The 17,300-nt window shown below is 64.6% G+C and carries 15 protein-coding genes; 5 read left to right on the forward strand and 10 right to left on the reverse strand.

Annotated features, from left to right (window positions below):
* Positions 1 to 3 precede the first annotated feature (3 nt).
* The 6 genes from LOY22_RS21240 to LOY22_RS21265 form a co-directional block, all read right to left on the reverse strand.
* Positions 4 to 1,599, reverse strand: a complete 1,596-nt coding sequence (locus tag LOY22_RS21240) for an alpha/beta hydrolase-fold protein (protein WP_258594706.1) — start codon at positions 1,597 to 1,599, stop codon at positions 4 to 6.
* Positions 1,600 to 1,606: 7 nt separating this feature from the next.
* Positions 1,607 to 4,021 (reverse strand): TonB-dependent receptor, encoded by a 2,415-nt coding sequence (locus LOY22_RS21245; RefSeq protein WP_258594708.1) that lies wholly within the window; start codon positions 4,019 to 4,021, stop codon positions 1,607 to 1,609.
* Between the two features lie 70 nt (positions 4,022 to 4,091).
* Positions 4,092 to 5,060, reverse strand: coding sequence for a FecR domain-containing protein (locus LOY22_RS21250; protein ID WP_093380007.1), 969 nt, complete (start codon positions 5,058 to 5,060; stop codon positions 4,092 to 4,094).
* A complete protein-coding gene (locus tag LOY22_RS21255) occupies positions 5,053 to 5,592 on the reverse strand; it encodes an RNA polymerase sigma factor (RefSeq protein ID WP_093380004.1) in 540 nt (179 codons plus the stop codon). The genes LOY22_RS21250 and LOY22_RS21255 overlap by 8 nt, the downstream gene beginning before the upstream one ends.
* 77 nt (positions 5,593 to 5,669) lie before the next feature.
* Positions 5,670 to 6,308 (reverse strand): LysE family translocator, encoded by a 639-nt coding sequence (locus LOY22_RS21260; RefSeq protein ID WP_045197570.1) that lies wholly within the window; start codon positions 6,306 to 6,308, stop codon positions 5,670 to 5,672.
* Between the two features lie 69 nt (positions 6,309 to 6,377).
* The gene (locus LOY22_RS21265) at positions 6,378 to 7,448 is read right to left on the reverse strand and encodes a glycerophosphodiester phosphodiesterase (protein ID WP_258594712.1); all 1,071 of its coding nucleotides are present in this window, start codon (positions 7,446 to 7,448) and stop codon (positions 6,378 to 6,380) included.
* 112 nt (positions 7,449 to 7,560) lie between these two features.
* Here LOY22_RS21265 and LOY22_RS21270 point away from each other — a divergent pair, with 112 nt between their 5' ends.
* The 5 genes from LOY22_RS21270 (at position 7,561) to LOY22_RS21290 (ending at position 13,818) form a co-directional block, all read left to right on the forward strand.
* Positions 7,561 to 8,583 carry a DUF4917 family protein gene (locus tag LOY22_RS21270; RefSeq protein WP_093380001.1) on the forward strand — a complete coding sequence of 341 codons (1,023 nt, stop codon included), beginning with the start codon at positions 7,561 to 7,563 and terminating at the stop codon, positions 8,581 to 8,583.
* An 86-nt stretch (positions 8,584 to 8,669) separates the two neighbouring features.
* A complete protein-coding gene (locus LOY22_RS21275) occupies positions 8,670 to 9,209 on the forward strand; it encodes an RNA polymerase sigma factor (RefSeq protein WP_093379999.1) in 540 nt (179 codons plus the stop codon).
* On the forward strand, positions 9,206 to 10,159 hold the full coding sequence (locus LOY22_RS21280) for a FecR domain-containing protein (protein WP_258594715.1): 954 nt from the start codon (positions 9,206 to 9,208) through the stop codon (positions 10,157 to 10,159). The genes LOY22_RS21275 and LOY22_RS21280 overlap by 4 nt, the downstream gene beginning before the upstream one ends.
* 114 nt (positions 10,160 to 10,273) lie before the next feature.
* On the forward strand, positions 10,274 to 12,829 hold the full coding sequence (locus LOY22_RS21285; RefSeq protein WP_371128669.1) for a TonB-dependent hemoglobin/transferrin/lactoferrin family receptor: 2,556 nt from the start codon (positions 10,274 to 10,276) through the stop codon (positions 12,827 to 12,829).
* Positions 12,830 to 12,924: 95 nt separating this feature from the next.
* Positions 12,925 to 13,818, forward strand: a complete 894-nt coding sequence (locus tag LOY22_RS21290) for a DMT family transporter (RefSeq protein ID WP_045197562.1) — start codon at positions 12,925 to 12,927, stop codon at positions 13,816 to 13,818.
* Between the two features lie 35 nt (positions 13,819 to 13,853).
* Here LOY22_RS21290 and LOY22_RS21295 read toward each other — a convergent pair whose 3' ends face one another.
* From LOY22_RS21295 to LOY22_RS21310, 4 genes are all read right to left on the reverse strand, one after another.
* Positions 13,854 to 15,071: an SAM-dependent methyltransferase gene (locus tag LOY22_RS21295; protein WP_093379993.1), complete on the reverse strand. Its 1,218-nt coding sequence runs from the start codon at positions 15,069 to 15,071 to the stop codon at positions 13,854 to 13,856.
* A 109-nt stretch (positions 15,072 to 15,180) separates the two neighbouring features.
* The gene (locus LOY22_RS21300; RefSeq protein WP_093379990.1) at positions 15,181 to 15,798 is read right to left on the reverse strand and encodes a TPM domain-containing protein; all 618 of its coding nucleotides are present in this window, start codon (positions 15,796 to 15,798) and stop codon (positions 15,181 to 15,183) included.
* A gap of 26 nt (positions 15,799 to 15,824) precedes the next feature.
* Positions 15,825 to 16,562, reverse strand: coding sequence for a YgcG family protein (locus LOY22_RS21305; RefSeq protein ID WP_093379987.1), 738 nt, complete (start codon positions 16,560 to 16,562; stop codon positions 15,825 to 15,827).
* A complete protein-coding gene (locus tag LOY22_RS21310) occupies positions 16,562 to 17,164 on the reverse strand; it encodes a LemA family protein (protein ID WP_045197554.1) in 603 nt (200 codons plus the stop codon). Before LOY22_RS21310 ends, LOY22_RS21305 begins: the two co-directional genes overlap by 1 nt.
* Between the last annotated feature and the right edge of the window lie 136 nt (positions 17,165 to 17,300).

A 17,300-nucleotide genomic window follows, 5' to 3' on the forward strand; every position in this document is an offset into this window, starting at 1 on the left:
CCGTCAGCCTGGCTGACAGGCTTTCGGCAACTGCTGCACCTCGCCGATCAAGCTGATCAAGCCACACGGCAGGCTGCCCCGCCACTGCAAATAATCATGCCCGGCCGGGTACTCGACCTGCTCCACCGCATACCCCTTGGCCAGCAGCACGTCACGCAGATGGCGGTTGGTGTCGAGGATTTTCGGCCCTTCGAACAGGCCCGACTGCAGGTAAAAGCGCAGCGCTTGCCTGGGCGCCTTGACGTATTCGCGGGTGAGCCAGCCCGGCTCTTCGCCCTCACGTCCCCACCAGTAGGAACCGGACATGCTCAAGACATTGCCGAACAGCTGCGGGTGCTTGAGACCCAGGTAGGCCGACGCCAGGCCGCCGTAGCTGGAACCGGCCACCACCGTGCGTTCTGACGCTGCCGCAAGACCTTGCCGGCGCGCCCAGGGCATCAGTTCTTCAGCCATGAAGCGGGCGAACTGCGGGTTGGGCGGCAGTTCCTGCTGGCGGCTGAGGTCACTGGGGTTGGCGATGATCAACGCCGCGGTCGGCGCGATCAGGCCATCGGCGATCAGGTTGTCGAGAATCGTCGGGGTCGGCACCTGGCGGGTATAGGCGTGGGCATCGAACAGCACCAGCAAACCCTGGCCCTTGGCGCCCGGCTGCCACTGCGCCGGGCGGTACAGGTAAACGTCACGCTCGTTGCCGAGCAATTTACTGCTCAACACCTTGCGTTCCAGGCTGCCCCGAGCAATGCCGGGACGCTCGGCAACCCAGGGTTGCGCAGGCGCTGCCGCCAATTCCAGGCGTGAGCGCGAGAGGAACGGGTCGCCGCTGCCATCGGCAAAGCCGTTGGGGTTGAGTGGATCGCGGCGGGTGCTGGCGAGGATCATCCGCCGATCATCCGAGGCCGGCACGTCCGGGGCCATCTGGTAGCTCAAGCGCGCAGACGCCGGCAGCAGATAGCTGCGAAACCACACGTCGCTGTCGCCCAGGCGTTGCAGTTCATCATGATTGCCCGAGGGCGCGCCGAACACCCGCACGTTGTCCCGCGCTCCGCGCCAGAGGAAGGTCACCAGGGCCATGCCGGGCTGGTCTGCCACGCTTTCGACCATCGGCGTGCCCTGCTGCTGACGGGCCTGCCAGAAGGCTTCGGTACTCGCGCCCTGAGCCAGCTGTTGCTGCAACTCGCGCAGGGTCGGGCTTGGCAACGGGGCGGCCGTGCGCTTCTGCTCGCTGGCCGCGATTACTTGCTTCAGGGTCAGTGCATAAGTGGCTTGCGCGCGGCTGGCCAGCGCCTCGGCGCGCAGGCCATAGGCGCCATCGCGCTCGGCGATGAAAATGAACTCGCGCGGCTGGTCCTGGCCATCGATGAGCAGCCGTACAGGTTGGCCCTGGGCATCGAGCAGGCGCAGGCTGGCATCGCCCTGCAGCCGCCCCTGAACCAGGTCGCCGGCTTTGAGCTGCAAGGTCCAGACCGATTGCTGGCCCTGGGCAAAGCTGGCGCTGACGGTTTGCCCAGGTTGCAGGAGGTTGCCGCTACTGGCCATCGCGCTGCCACTCATGCACAGGGCCAGCGCCAGGGCGCAGCGCCATTGATTGAACATTTGCATGGTCACCTCAGAAATCGATGCTGGCGGAGAGTTTCAGCGTGCGCGGCTCGCTGACCGTGGCGTAACCGTCGTTGAACACTCCGGCCCAGTAGGCGCGGTTCTCGACGTTCTCCAGGCTTGCGCGCAGCACCACGTCCTTGCTGAGGATACGCGTGCTGTAGCGACCGCCGAGGTCATAGCGGGTCCATTGCGGGATCTTCAGGTCGTTGGCGCTATCGAGGTATTGCGAGCTGCTGTGGATGCCCAGCGCGGTCAGGGTCAGGCCCTCGATCCAGGGGGTGTCCCACTCGGCGCCGAGGTTGGCCGACCAGGCCGGCACGCCACGGGCGGTGTTGCCGTCAAAGCTGCCGCCAGCGGTGCGGGTCAGTTCGGCGCGGGTGTAGGTGACGCCACCGAGCAGGCGCACACTCGGGGTCAGCGAGCCGAACAGGTTCCATTCCACGCCACGGTTACGCTGCTCGCCATCGTCGGTGTAACGGTTGCTGGCGCGGTCCAGAAGCATGCTCGGCTTCTCGATCTGGAACACGCTGAGGGTGTGGGTGAAGTCGCCCAGGTCCCACTTGACCCCGGCCTCCATCTGCTTGGCCTTGTACGGGGCGAACTGCTCGCCGTAGTTGGCAGCGGCAAGGTCGGTGACCATGCCGCCCTGGGTCAAGCCTTCGATGTAGTTGGCGTACAGCGACACCGGCGCGTCCCAGGGCTTGAGCACCAGGCCCAGGGCCGGGGTCAGGGCGCGTTCGTCGTAGGCCGGGTTGCTCATCTTCTGCCGCACCCGTTGCGAACGCACGCCCAGGGTCAGCAGCACCTTGTCGTCGATAAAGCCCAGGGTGTCGGCGACGGCGAAGCTGGACAGGGTGTTGTCGCCGGTCTTGTCGCTGGAGCCGATATCGCCGGCAATGATCGGCTTGCCCGGGTGGTAGATGTTGGTCACGTATTTCTTGCTGGTGACGGTGGCGGCGCGGCCGATGTCCTGGTGCAGCAAGGTGGTGCTCAACACCACCTGGTGGTTCACCGGGCCGGTGACGAAGTTGCCACGTACCCCGGCTTCGGTGGACAGGCTGTGGGTGTAGCCGGCCTGGTTGTAGGTCTCGCCGCTGGCATCGCCGTTGGCGCCGGTGACGATCACCCGGGTGCCATTGAGAAAGCCCTTGTAGCGGGTGCGGGCGCTGCCGACGCTGGCGTAGGCGGTCCAGTCATCGTTGAGGTCGTATTCGCCGCGCAGCACCACGGCCTTGCTGACTTGCTTGGCGTAGATGCCGTCGAGGATGTTGGTGTCCGGTTTCGGCGCCTTGGTGACATGCCCCAGTTTGCTGAAGCCGGCCATCATCGGGCTGCCGTCTTCGAGCTTTTCATGGCTTTCGTAAGCGTCCAGCTCGAGCTTCCAGCCATCGCCGCGATAGTCCATGCCCAGCGACGCCAGGGTGCGGTCCTTGGACTGCTGGTCGACACCGGTTTCGCCGCTGCCGTAAACGCCGTTGAAGCGGATGCCGAAACGCTGCTCATCGCCCAGGCGCCGGCCCAGGTCGATATGGTTGGCGACATAACCGTCGGACACGTAGCTGCTGGTCAGGCGCGTCAACGGTGCTTCGCCGGCGCGCTTGGGCACCAGGTTGATCACCCCGCCGACACCACCGTTGGGCGCCATGCCGTTGAGCAAGGCACCGGGCCCCTTGAGCACCTCGACACGTTCCAGAAACTCGGTCGCCACGTGGCCGTCCGGGGCCAGGCCGTACAGGCCGTTCAGCGCAAGCTCGGTGGAATCGAGGGAGTAGCCACGAATCATGAAGTTCTCGTAGGCGTGGCCTTCGCCGGTACTGAAGCGGATCGACGGGTCGTTGCGCAGCACCGCGCCAACCGTGCCGCTTTGCTGGTTTTCCATGTGCTGGGCGGTGTAGGCGGTGACGTTGAACGGCGTCTCCATCACCTCGCGATTGCCCAGCATGCCCAGCCGCGCGCCACGGGCGACCTGGCCACCGCTGTAGGTCTCGGGGATGCCGTTGGCGTTGCTGTTGGCGTTGATGTTCAGCTCGCCAAGGGTCAGGGCGCCATCGCTGTCGAGGCTGCGCAGAATGATCACGCCGTTCTCTTCGCTGGCCACCAGGCCACTGTTGGCCAGCAAGCGCTGCAAGGCCTGCTGCAAGGTGAACCGACCCTGCAAGGCCGGGGCACTACGGCCAGCCAGCAACTGGCTGTCGGCGGCGATGGCCACCCCGGCTTCGCGGGCCAGGGCATGCACCGCGGCTTCCAGGGACTGGCCCGGCAGGTTCAGGCTCAAGGCCTGCGCATCGGCGGCCAGAGCGCCGGCATGGGCCGCGCTCAACGGCAACAGGCTGGCGCTGCCCAGGGCACAGGCCAGCGCCAATCGACGCAGGGTGCCGGGAAAAGCCACAGGGTGTGCCGGGCGGGCATGGGGAAGCGACATGATCTGTCCTTGCAGAGGTGGGTTCAGCGATGAAGACGGGCCACCTCGGCGTTACCCCTCAAAATTATTTTCAGCGCCGTTGCAGGGTGCGCTGCTGCCCCTGGTTGACCAGGCTCACCGGGAGGATTTTCGGCAGCGCCTGCAGGAGCATTTCCGGCTGGTTGCTGGGGAAGCTACCGGTCAGGTGCAACTGGGCGGCGCTAGCCGCGAGGGTCACCGGTTGCAGGGCATAGGCGTTGACCTCGGCGATTACCTCGGCCAGCGGCGTATCGGTAAACGACCACCAGCCCCGCTGCCAATGCTCAAGACTCGCTGCAGCATGCGCATCAGCCCTGCGCGCGAGCAGGCGCCCGTATGCGTCGAGGTTGATGCGCTCACCCGCCTGCAACACCTGCGAGCCCTCACGCAGGCCACGCACCTCGACCCGCCCGCGAGCCACCGCGACCTGAATCTCGCCACCGCGATCGCTGACGCTGAAGGCCGTGCCCAGCACTTCCACCTCGCCCAGGCGGGTGCTGATCAGAAACGGTCGCAAGCGCTCGCGCGCCACATCGAAATAGACATTGCCCTGCAGCAGGCGCACCTGGCGCAAGCCGTTGCTGTACTCGATGCGCAAGCTGGTTTCGGCCGCCAGCAACAATTGGCTGCCATCGGGCAGAATCTCCTGCCGCGGCGGCTCGGCATGCACGGTTTGCAGCAGGCGATCGAACTGCGGCGCACGCCGCCACAACCAGCCCAGCCAACTGGCCCCGGCCACCGCCACCAGCAAGCCGCCGCCCTGGCGCAGCAGACGCCGACGACTGAGATTAACCGGCTCCGGGGTTACTGCCGTGCGCAGTTGCGGGGTCAGCCGATGCACCAGTTGCCAGCGTTGTTCGGCCTCTTGCCAGGCCCGTTCGTGCTCACTGCTTTTGCCGCGCCAACGCTCCAGCTGGCCACGTGTCTGCTGCACCCGCTGCGGGTCGTCGCTGTTCAGCGCGGCCAGGTAGGTCAGGGCTTGCTGCACCTTGCGTGGAGAAACCGGCGACGACTCAGACATGCCGTGCCGCCAGGCTCAGCTCGGACAAATCGAACACCGCCCGGGCGATGTGCAGCTCTACGGCCTTGGCCGACAGCTCAAGTTCAGCACATACCTGGCGATGGGGCTGGCCGTGCAGACGCACACGGACGAACACCTCGCGGCGCAGGCGCGGCATGCGCTCGATACGCTCGATCAATTGCTGCAGCTGCTCGCGGGCGATGATGATGTCTTCGACGCTGGGGCTCAGCACATCGACGCGGGTCAGCCAGTCTTCCAGCGCCGCCAGCTCGTTGCTGCGCCGCCGGTACTGATCAATGCACAGATTGCGCGCGGCCTGGAACAGTAACGCCCGGGCGTTGACCACTGGCGCGTTCAGAGCATGGGCGTAAGCCTGGGCAAAGCTTGACTGGGCAATGTCGGCGGCATCATCCGGGTTGCGCAGACGGCCACACAGGTAACGGCGCAGGTCGCTGTAATTGGCCAGCAGATCGTCGACGACCGCCTGCAGGGCCGGAGCAGCGGCGGTCCAGGGCATGGAGAGCGAAGTCATGAAGGTCCGGCGTGGAAGATGAACATGAATAGGAATTCATATCATTCTCACATACCTGTGCGGCCTTCTGCCAGCCCTCAGCTGTTGCGCGGCAGCAGCCCCGGCAAGGCGTGGGCCAGGGCATTGACGGCAAAGCCAATGAACATCACCCCGCAGGCGCGGGTGATCCACAGCTCGTAGCGGGTGTACAGGGTGCGCACATGACGGGCACCGACCACGCCGATCAGAATCAGGTAGGCCAGCAAGCCGCCAACAAAGCTCAGGGCGATCAAGGCTGGCAGCATCGACCAGTCCAGCGCTTCGGCGCGGCTCGAGAGCAAGGCGGTGAACGTCGCCACCGCCACCGGGTAGGCCTTGGGGTTGGTCAGGCCAAATACCACGCCATGCCAGAACGGCTTGCGCACCGGCCCCTGCTCGCCGTCGCCACTGCCCGGGCGGCTGCGCAAGGCGCGCATGCCCAGCCAGAACAGGTACAGGCCGCTGATCACACCGAGGATGTCGAACACCGAACTGCCGATTTGCCGGGCACCGACGATCGCCACCAATGCGGTACTGCACCACAGCACATCGCCGAGCAAGTGCCCGCAAAGAAACCCCGCGCCGGCGCGGCGCCCGCGGGTGGCGCCAATGCCGAGCACCGCCAGCACGCCGGGGCCCGGGGTAATACCGTAGATAAAACCGGAAGCGATTACCGCGAGCAGCAGCGAAAAGGTCATCGGGGCAGTGTCCTGAAAGTCCGTGCAAGGCGCGAAGTCTACGGCAGCCGCGCGGCGCCAGCCAGCCTCTCAGTAGCCCTCGGCACGCAGGATCTGCGCCTCGCTGCGGGCACTGGGGCGGCCCAGATAGCGCAGCAGCTGGCCGCTGCGGTTGCTGAAGATGCCGTCCACACCCGCCTCCAGCACCTGGCGAAAATCCACCGGTTCATCGACGGTGTACACGTGCACCAGCAGGCCCTTGTCGTGGCTGAGCTGGTTCATCCACGGCTGCACCAGGTCGGCGTAACTCTGCGCGCCGCCCCCGGCCAGCGCCGCCGACGGTCCGGTGCCGATGGCGCCGGCGGCCTTGGCGTAATCCAGCCAGCGCACGAACTCGGCCTTGTCCCGGGGTTGCTGACGGGCATAGAAGGCGGCCTTGTCGGTTTCACCGGATTCGGCGAAGGTCTGCTGCGAGGCGGGCTCGATGCTGCCCTTGCCGATCCACAGCAACAGCACCTTGGGCACCTGGGGCATGTGCTGGTGCAGCAGCGCCAGGCTGTTGCGGTCAAAGCTCTGCAGCACCACCCTGCCCGGCCGCTCGAGCCAGCCACGGGCCTGCAGGGCTTTGTTCAGGTCGGCTTCGATACCGGGAAACAGGTTCGGCACCTTGGTTTCGATGTACAAGCCGGGCTGGCGTTGCGGGTTGGCCGCAGCGATGTCCATGACTTCATCGAGGGTCTGGATTTTCAAACCCTTGAAGCTTGCCCGGGCACGTTCGGGGTAGGCCTTGTTGAACCAGCTGCCGACGTCCAGGGATTTCAGCTCGGCCAGGGTGAAGGCACTCACCGGCTGGTCCTGGCGTTCGGGAAAGCGCTCGGCCACGTCGCTGGTGCGCAGCAGGTTATCGTCATGCACAGCAACCAGCACGCCGTCGCTGGAGCGTTGCAGGTCCAGCTCCAGGTAATCGGCGCCCAGCTCCCGTGCCAGCCGGTAGGCCGGCGCCGTGGACTCCGGTGCATCATACGAGGCGCCGCGATGGGCGATCACCGCCGGGTAGGCAATGCCCTGCGCCCTGGCCAATTCAGTGCCCGGCCCGGCCTCGGCCAGCGCCGCCAGCGGCAATAGCGCCAGGCAACATACATGTTTAACGGTTTTGAACATCTTCAGGCTTCCTTTGCTGCGCAGCGAATCCAGCATAGTCGCCAACGCTGATGACAGACCGGTTGCATGCTAAAGTCGCCGGCGATTGCCTGCCCTGCCACAGAGATGCCCGATGCCCCACGCCGACCTCGACGCCAGCCTCAACCACTGGCCAGACCTGAACGCCAGTCACCCCTGCAGCGGCCTGCTGCTGGGCAATGGCGCCAGCCGTGCACTGTGGCGGCCGTTCAGCTACTTCTCGCTGTTCGAGGAGGCCCAGCGGGTGCGGCACAAGCCCCTGAACCTGAGCGATCAGGCGCTGTTCAAGTCGCTGGGCAGCGAGCTGTTCGAACCGGTGCTCAGTGCCCTGAACACCACGGTGCGGATCAACGCCGCGCTGGCGATCAGTTCCTCGGCGCCGTTGAACCGCTACTACGCGATCAAGGAAGCGCTGATCCACGCCATCCGCAGCGTGCACATCCCCTGGCGCATGCTGCCAAGCCAGACCTTGCAACAGATCAACCGCGAGCTGGGCAACTACCAGAGCGTCTACTCCAGCAACTACGACCTGATCTGCCATTGGGCCGCCAGCCAGAAGCCGGAAGGTTTCCAGCAGTTGTTCGACGAAGACGGCAACTTCGATATCCGCCGCACTCGCGGCCCGGGCACGCGCCTGCTGTACCTGCACGGCGGCCTGCACCTGCTCAAGCAGCAGGACGGCAGCACCCGCCAGCGCAGCGCCAGCGACGGCCAGTTGCTCGACGGCTTTGCCGTCAACACCCCCGGTGATGTGCCGCTGTTCGTCAACGAAAGCAGCAGCGACGACAAGCTCAAGGCCATCCGCAGTTCCGATTACTTAAGCTGGGCGCTTGGTGAACTGGCCGGCCATCAAGGCGGCCTGTGCATTTTCGGCCAGCACCTGGACAGCACCGACCGCCACCTGCTGGAGGCGATCAAGCAAGCACGCCCGGCGCACCTGACCATCGCCATCCGGCCGTTAAGCGCAGCCTCGATCATCAGCCAGAAGCAGCACTACGTGCAGCGCTTTGCCGATATGCCCACGCTGCAATTGCACTTCTTCGATGCCAGCAGCCACCCGCTGGGAGCGCCCGGGCTGGAAGTGCCGGTGCCGGTGCCGATCCGCAAGCGGCATTGAGCGGCGACAAAAACAGGCATGGTAAATAACAATTATTCTCGATACCATTCGCAACCTTTCTCTCCGGTCCGTCCTGGAAAGCTTGCATGCCGCGCCCCAAACCCGACCCTTTTGCCCACGACACCTGCCGCGGGTTCTATGCCGACATCCTGCATTTTTTGCGCAAGCGCATGGACAATGCCAACGATGCGGCAGACATGACCCAGGACGTGTTCACCCAGTGGCTGGGCTATCGCGACCGGGCGCGGGTCGAGCAACCACGGGCGTTTCTGTTCCAGATGGCGCGCAACCTGCTCAGCGATCACTGGCGTCGGCAGAAGGTGCGCCACAGCGTGCTCGACGAGGATGCCCAGGCCAGCGAACAGACACCGGCCGGCACCGCCAGCGACCCGCTCAAGCATGCCCAGCAGCAACAACGCCTGGAACAATTGAAACTTGTCCTCGCCGAACTCTCGCCGCGCCGCCGCGAAGCCCTTATGCTGCACCGCTTCGAAGGTTTGACGCAGGCGCAGATCAGCACGCGCATGGGCATTTCCGTAAGCATGGTGGAAAAGCACATCGCCGCGGCCCTGCTGCATTGCAAGCATCGCCTGGACAGTGACAACGGCATGGAGCAGCCAGAATGACCCCCACTCCTGAAATCGATAAGCGCAGCATCGATGCCCAGGCGGCCAGCTGGTTTACCCGTAACCGCAACGACAACTCGCGCGCAGCCCGCAAGGCCTTCGCCCAGTGGCTGCAAAACCCCGAGCATGCCCGCGCCTATGCCCAGTTCGAACAGCTCTGGGACGACCTGGCTGCGCTCAAGAGCCTGAACAAACCGGTCGCCCTGCCCAGCCGCCAACCGTTGCGCTGGCGCCCGGCCCTGGCCATCGCCGCCGGGCTGGTGTGTGCGCTGCTGGCGGCCAACCTGGGCCTGCCGAACCGCCATCACCAGCAACAGCTGGCCGCGCAGAGCGAACGCCCACAACACCTGGCCCTGCCCGATGGCAGCCAGCTGGACATCAACGCCCACACCCGGCTGAGCCTGAGTTTTGACAACGAACGCCGGCTGATTCGCCTCGACCAGGGCCAGTTGTACATCGAAGTGGCGCCCGACAAGGAGCGGCCGCTGTTCGTCGATGCCGGCAACGCCCGGGTACGCGTGGTGGGTACCGGTTTCGACCTGCGCCGTGGCCAGCAGGAGCTGGTGCTCAGCGTCGCCCACGGCCAGGTAGCGCTGGAAACCCCCGGCGAGAATCGCCCGCCGCTGCTACTGAGCGCCGGCCAGCGAGCGGTTTATGACCTGGCCCGCGGCAGCCTCAACGTGCACAACCTGAGCGCAGCAGAAATCGCCGACTGGCGCAGCGGCCACGTGAGTTTTCGCAACCGCGAACTGGCCAGCCTGATCGACGAACTGTCGCTCTACCGTACGGCACCGGTGCTGCTCGCCGATCCCTCGTTGGGCCGCTACAAGGTCTCGGGCAATCTCGACGTCAACGACCCTGACGCCCTGCTCACTGCGCTGCCAGTGCTGCTGCCGATCAAGGCGGTGAACCTTGCCGACGGTCGGGTGCGGATCGAACGCAAACAATAATTTGAGAATATTTTTCATTCGCATGTGAGGGTTTTCCGCAGCCCTGCGTCTTCCTCCCGTCTGCGTAATCACTGCAGGCCTTTTCTGGCCTTTGTTGCCGTATTGGGGGGTTTTATCTTGCGTGCGTTTGCTCCTTTCAAGCCGTTGTCTGTTCGTCCTTCGCTGCTGGCCGCGTGCCTGGCCCTGAGCCTGCAGGCCCAGGCCGCACCGGTGCAACTGAACCTGCCGGCGCAGCCGCTGGCGACGTCGCTGAGCCAGCTGGCGCAGCAGGCCAAGCTGCAGCTGCTGTTTGACGAATCCTTGCTCAACAGCGTCCAGGCTCCGGCCCTGCAAGGTGCTTACGAACCGCTCGAAGCAATCAGCCAGTTGCTGCACAACAGCCGCTTTGCCCTGGTCAAGGTCGGCAACACCTATGTGGTGCGCCTGCGTGAAGACAACGATGCTACCGCCGACAACAGCATCCAGCTTGGCGCGGTGAGCGTGGTGGGTAACGGCCAGCAGGTCGACCCGAGCACCGTCGGCCGCTCGACCCTGACCCAGGAAGACATCGACCGCTATCAGCCGAGCAACATCCCCAGCGTGCTCGCGACCCTGCCCGGGGTGAACATGGGCGGTTCGGCCAAGCCCGGCGGCCAGACCATCAACATCTGGGGCCTGGGCGATGCCGAAGACGTGCCGATGACCGTCGACGGCGCGACCAAGAGCGGCTTTGAGCGCTATCAGCAAGGCACCATCTTCATCGAGCCGGAGCTGATCAAGAACATCGAAGTAGAAAAGGGCCCGCACTCGATCTACACCGGCAACGGCGGCTTCGGCGGCAGCGTCAACATGACCACCAAGGACGCCCCCGACCTGCTCCAGGAAGGTCGCAACAGCGGCGCCATGCTCAAGTATGGTTATGCCAGCAACGACCACCAGCAGGTCTACAGCTCGGCATTGTTCGGTCGCACCGACGATGGCCGCATGGACGCCCTGGTGTACCTGACCAAGCGTGACGGCGATGACATGAAACTGGCCGGTACCCTGCCCGACCCCGAGGGCCGCTACCCGATCAACCCCCAGCGCCTGCCCAACAGTGCCCTGGACCTGGACGGCGCGCTGCTCAAGGCCAACATGCACTTTACCGACGAGCACAGCCTGGGCTTCTCCTGGTCGCGCTCGGAAAGTGAGCGCTGGGCGCCGTTCTCTTCCACCGCCTACCCGACGCCGCCGACCCAGTCGGACATCAACAGGTTCGGCTACAAGGATGCCCTCAAGCGCTTCCTGGCCAATCGCACGACCACCGACACCACCTGGTCGACCACCTACAAGTACCAGCCGGTGAACAACCCGCTGATCGACCTGCAGGTCAAATACTCCGAGTCCGACACCAAGCAGACCGACGAGCGCGATGCCACGGCGTTCTTCCAGCCGTCCACCGGCGGGCGCAAGATGGACACCGAATACCAGGACCAGATGCTCGATGTGCGCAACACCAGCCTGTTTACCACCGGCCCGCTGGAGCACGCCTTCACCAGCGGCTTTCAGATCCGCCACCACGACCGTGACACACAGATGTGGATGCCCGGCAAAAGCTACGAGATTCCCAAGTACAACAACGGCCACTACCAGCCGTACTTCATGCCCAGCGGCACCGTCGACAGCCAGGGCTATTTCATCCAGGACGCCATCACCCTCGGTGACGTGACCATCACCCCGTCGCTGCGCTACGACCATGTTGCCAACAAGGGCAAGCCGAACCAGGCGCCGTACTACAACGTTGCCGAGAATGGCCACGACTACAGCGAAAAAACCTACACCGGTTGGTCGCCACGCCTGTCAGTGTTCTGGAAAGCCACCGCCAACACCGCCTTCTTTGCCGACTACAGCAAGACCTGGCGCGCTCCGGTGCTTGATGAGCAATACGAAGTCCAGGGCATCGGCAGCCGCACCGCCAGCAGCCGCAACCTCGACCCGGAACGCATCACCGCCCTGCGTGCCGGTAACGTCACCGACTTTGCCAACGTCTTCACCGCTGACGACAGCATGCAGATCCGCACCACGCTGTTTCGTAACGAGATCAAGGACGAGATCTTCAAGGCCACCGGCATCGGCTGCGAAGCACAGCTGGCCAAGGGCGAAAGCATCTCCGACGCCTGCGGTAAAGGCCTGATGTCCAACTACCGCAACCTCAAGGGTGTGACCATCAAGGGCTTCGAGGTCGAAAGCTTCTACGACTCGACCTACCTGTTCGGTTCGGTGTCCTACTCGTGGATGACCGGCCGCCATGAAGGCGCCTACACCAACCCTTGGGGGCCGGACGTCTGGGCCAAGGACATTCCGGCACCGAAATGGATCACCACCCTGGGTGTGAAGATCCCCAGCTGGGACGCCAAGGTCGGCTGGCAGGCGCAGTTCGTGCGCAAGACCGACCGCCTGCCGAGCGACAACTACCGCGAAGGCCCGGCCAGCGCCCTGGGTGATCGCTATTACGACCACTATGCCAACGACGACTATCAGATCCATGGCCTGTTCGCCAACTGGAAGCCGCAGCAGCCTTACCTGAAAGGCACCGAGGTGAACCTGACGGTGGACAACCTGTTCAACAAGGACTACCGCTCCGAGCTCAGTGGCGAGTACGCCTACAGCCAGGGCCGGAACGCCAAGGTCAGCATCACCCGCTTCTTCTGAGGCAACTGTACGGATGAACTTGTCAGCAACTGTAACAAGATCATCCGTCCGCCCTGTGGCTCAATGAAAGCACTTATCTGCCACAGGCGCTCCGTATGTCCAGCCGCGAAAACACCGGGATGGCCCTTGGCCTTCTCGGTGTGATTATTTTCAGCCTGACCCTGCCCATGACGCGCATCGTCGTACAGGAGCTACACCCCTTGCTCAACGGCCTGGGGCGGGCCTTGCTGGCGGCGATCCCGGCTGCGGCGCTGCTGCTCTGGCGCCGGGAAAAATGGCCAACCTGGGCGCAGATCAAGGGCCTGAGCCTGGTGGCGCTGGGGGTGATCCTCGGCTTTCCGGTGTTCTCGGCCTGGGCCATGCAAAGCGTGCCGGCGTCCCACGGAGCACTGGTCAACGGCCTGCAGCCTTTATGCGTGGCGGTGTACGCCGCCTGGTTGTCCCATGAGCGGCCATCGAAAGCCTTCTGGGCCTGCGCCGCGCTGGGCAGTGCGCTGGTGCTGGCCTACGCGATGATCATGGGCGCCGGGCAGATCCAGGCCGGCGACCTGCTGATGCTCGCGGCGATTGCCGTGGGCGGCCTGGGGTATGCCGAAGGCGGCCGGCTGGCGCGAGAAATGGGCGGTTGGCAGGTGATCTGCTGGGCGCTGGTGCTGTCGGCGCCGCTGTTGCTCGGGCCGGTGATCTACCTGGCCTTGCAGCACCAGGGGCCGGTAAGTGCCAAGGCCTGGTGGGCGTTCGGCTATGTGTCGCTGTTCTCGCAGTTCATCGGCTTCTTTGCCTGGTACGCCGGGCTGGCCTTGGGCGGCATTGCCCGGGTAAGCCAGATCCAGCTGCTGCAGATCTTCTTCACCATCGCCTTTTCGGCGCTGTTCTTTGGCGAGCAGGTCGAGCCGATTACCTGGCTGTTTGCCGCCGGGGTGATTGCCACGGTGGTGCTGGGGCGCAAGACACGGGTGCAGCCTGCGCCTGTGCGGGGCCTGGGCTGACGCGATCGCGGGTCAAGTCAAGGCGTCCCGATGATTCAGGCAGGAATCAAGCCATCGGCGCGCAACAAGGTCTCCAGGCAATGCTCCTTGACCCCGTAGAAGTCCTTGAGCTGCTGGATCTTCTCCAACAATGCTGAAGCCTCAACCGGTGCCTGGCGCTTGACCGCCAGGATCATCTTGTTCTTGTTGGTGTGCTCCAGGGAAATGAACTCGAAAACCTTGGTTTCGTAACCGCAGGCTTCCAGGTACAAGGCGCGCAAGCTGTCGGTGAGCATCTCGGCCTGCTGGCCCAGGTGCAATCCGTACTGCAGCATCGGCTTGAGCAAGCCTGGGCTGTGCAGTTGCGGGCGGATCTGCTTGTGGCAGCACGGCGAGCACATGATGATCGCTGCGCCGCAACGAATGCCGGTATGAATCGCGTAATCGGTGGCGATATCGCAGGCATGCAAGGCGATCATCACCTCGATGGCGCTGGGCACCACACTGCGCACGTCACCGCATTCGAACACCAGGCCCGGGTGCTCCAGGCGCGAGGCCGCGGCGTTGCACAGCTCGACCATGTCCGCGCGCAGTTCGACGCCGGTAACCTGCGCCTCGCGCTGCAGGGTATTGCGCAGGTAATCGTGGATGGCGAAAGTCAGGTAGCCCTTGCCCGAGCCGAAGTCGGCCACCCGCAGCGTCTGGTCGGCGGCCAGCGGCGCCGAATTCAGGGCATGGGAAAACACTTCGATGAACTTGTTGATCTGCTTCCACTTGCGCGACATCGCCGGGATCAGCGCCTGCTGCTTGTCGGTCACGCCCAGGTCGTGCAAGAACGGCCGGCTCAGCTCCAGGTAGCGCTTTTTCTCGCGGTCATGCTCCCCGGCCGGCGCCTGGCGCGCCTGCTGCACGGCGCTGCGATGGAGCATCGGCTTGCCCTTCTTGCTGAATTCCAGCTGCGCTTCGTCGCTGAGGCTGAGCAGATGGGCGTTGCGAAACGACGCCGGCAGCAGCTCATCGACCAGCGCCAGGGCTTCATCGTTGCCCAGGTTGCGGGTGATGTCGCGGGTCTTGTAGCGGTAGACGAACGACACGCAAGCCTGGCCCTTGACTGTCAGCGGCTTGGCGATGATGCGCTGCAGGGTTTCTTCGTTGCCGACATGGCGCGCCAGCACCAGCTTGATCAGGGCGTTCTGTTCCAGGCTGGTGGCGAGCAGGCTCAGAAACTGCGCACGCGCATCCGGCGCGGCCTGGGCGGTGGGGGAATCGGACATCGGGAAAGGGTGCCTCGGGTTGCGGAGGGGGCGCAGGGATGCGCAGTGCCGGGAATTTTACGTGGATGCGCTTTCCCTGCACAGCTTTTGTCGACCGATGCCGCCGCGGCTAACCGAGCACCACCAGGCGGTTGGGCAGCTCGTTGCGCTCGTGAGTCTGCGGCACATGGGTGCGCAGCAGCTCGCCGCAGGCCTCGATGCAACTGACGAACCCCTGCAGCGTCTGGCCCTGGCGCACCTGTGCGGTAAAGCGCTTGACGATCGCGTCCCAGACCTTGTTGTCCAGGTGCCGGGAGATGCCTTCATCGACGAGAATCTCGACATAGCGCTCGGCCTCGCTGACAAAGATCAGCATGCCGGTGCCACCCACGGTGTGGTGCAGGTTCTGTTCGAGAAACTGCCGGCGGGCCAGGTTCGCCGCGCGCCAGTGGCGCACCGAGCGCGGAATCAGGCGGGTGGTCAGCGACGGGATGCGAAACAGCAGGCACAAGGCAATAAAGGTCAGCCACTGCACGATCAGCAAACTGTGCACGCTCATCCAGCCGCTGAGGTAATGGACGACGCCCGGCACCACCAGGGCCAGCAGGCTGGCCCACAGCAAGGGGATATAGGCATAGTCGTCGGCGCGGCTGGCCAGCACCGTGACCAGTTCGGCATCGGTATGCCGCTCGACCCGGGCAATGGCTTCAGCGACCTGGCGCTGTTGTTGTTCAGTGAGCAAAGTCATGCGCTGCGCTACCCGTTGTTGTTCATTTACCAGCCCCCCGACGACCCACCGCCGCCGAAGCTGCCCCCGCCACCGCTGAAGCCCCCTCCGCCACCGCCGCCGCCAAAACCACCGCCGCCGTAGCCACCGCCGAAACCGCCGCCCATGCCGCCGCGCCCGCTGCCGCCAAGGCCCAGCGACTGCAGGGCGAACACCACCAGGATCAGCAGGATGAACAAACCGATGCCCCAGGCCGGCGCACCGTCCTGGCCATCGTTGCCCAGCGCCCGCGAAGGCTCGGCCAAGGGGTTGCCGCCCAGCACCTGGAGTATCGCCGCCGTGCCCTGGACGATGCCCTGACTGTACTCGCCACGACGAAACGCCGGGGTGATGATGCGGTTGATGATCACCGACGACTGCGCATCGGTCAGGCGCTCTTCCAGGCCATAGCCGACTTCGATGCGCAGCTTGCGCTCCTGGGGGGCGACGATCAACAGCGCGCCGTTGTCCTTGCCTTTCTGGCCAATGCCCCAGTGACGGCCGAGCTGGTAGCCGTAGTCTTCGATGCTCTGCCCCTGCAGGTCGGCCAGGGTCACCACCACGACCTGTTCGCCGGTGCCCTGCTCATGGGCCTTGAGCATGTTGTCGAGCTGGCTGCGGCTGGCACCGTCGAGCAGGCCGGCGTTGTCCACCACCCGCCCGCTCAGCGCCGGGAAGCTGAGCTCGGCGCGCAGCGGCGTAGCGATCAGCAGCGCTAGCAGCAGCGCAAGCTTGAACAGGCGCATCAGAATTTCACTTCAGGCGCTTTTTCGGCATCGGCGCTGGTGGCCTCGAAGTTCTCGCGGATCGGCAGGTCGCTGTACATTACGCTGTGCCAGAGGCGCCCGGGAAAGGTGCGAATCTCGGTGTTGTAGCGCTGCACGGCGGCGATGAAATCCTTGCGCGCCACGGCGATGCGGTTCTCGGTGCCTTCCAGTTGCGACTGCAAGGCCAGGAAGTTCTGGTTCGACTTGAGGTCCGGGTAACGCTCGGACACCACCATCAAGCGGCTCAAGGCCCCGGTCAGCTGCGACTGCGCCTGCTGAAATTGTTGCAACTTTTGTGGATCGTCCAGCGTACTGGCATCGACCTGGATCGAGGTCGCCTTGGCCCGGGCTTCTATGACCGCGGTCAGGGTTTCCTGCTCCTGCCTGGCGTAGCCTTTGACCGTTTCGACCAGGTTGGGAATCAGGTCGGCGCGGCGCTGGTACTGGTTCTGCACCTGAGCCCAGGCGGCCTTTACCTGCTCGTCGTAGTTGGGGATGTTGTTGATCCCGCAACCGGCCAGCAGGCTGCCAAGCATCAGCAGCAGCCACAGGCGTACGCCCTTGAATTGAATTACCTGCATGTCGCTACGCTCCTTGATCGCCGTGATTCACCGGACTTGAGGCATAATCCGTCATCGCCGCTGGATCGGGATCGCCCAATCGGCTAAAAGATGCCCCAGCAAACTACAACAATAGCCGCTTCCCCAACTTCGGCTG

This window comes from Pseudomonas sp. B21-035 (assembly GCF_024748945.1).
In the GTDB taxonomy this organism is placed as follows: domain Bacteria; phylum Pseudomonadota; class Gammaproteobacteria; order Pseudomonadales; family Pseudomonadaceae; genus Aquipseudomonas.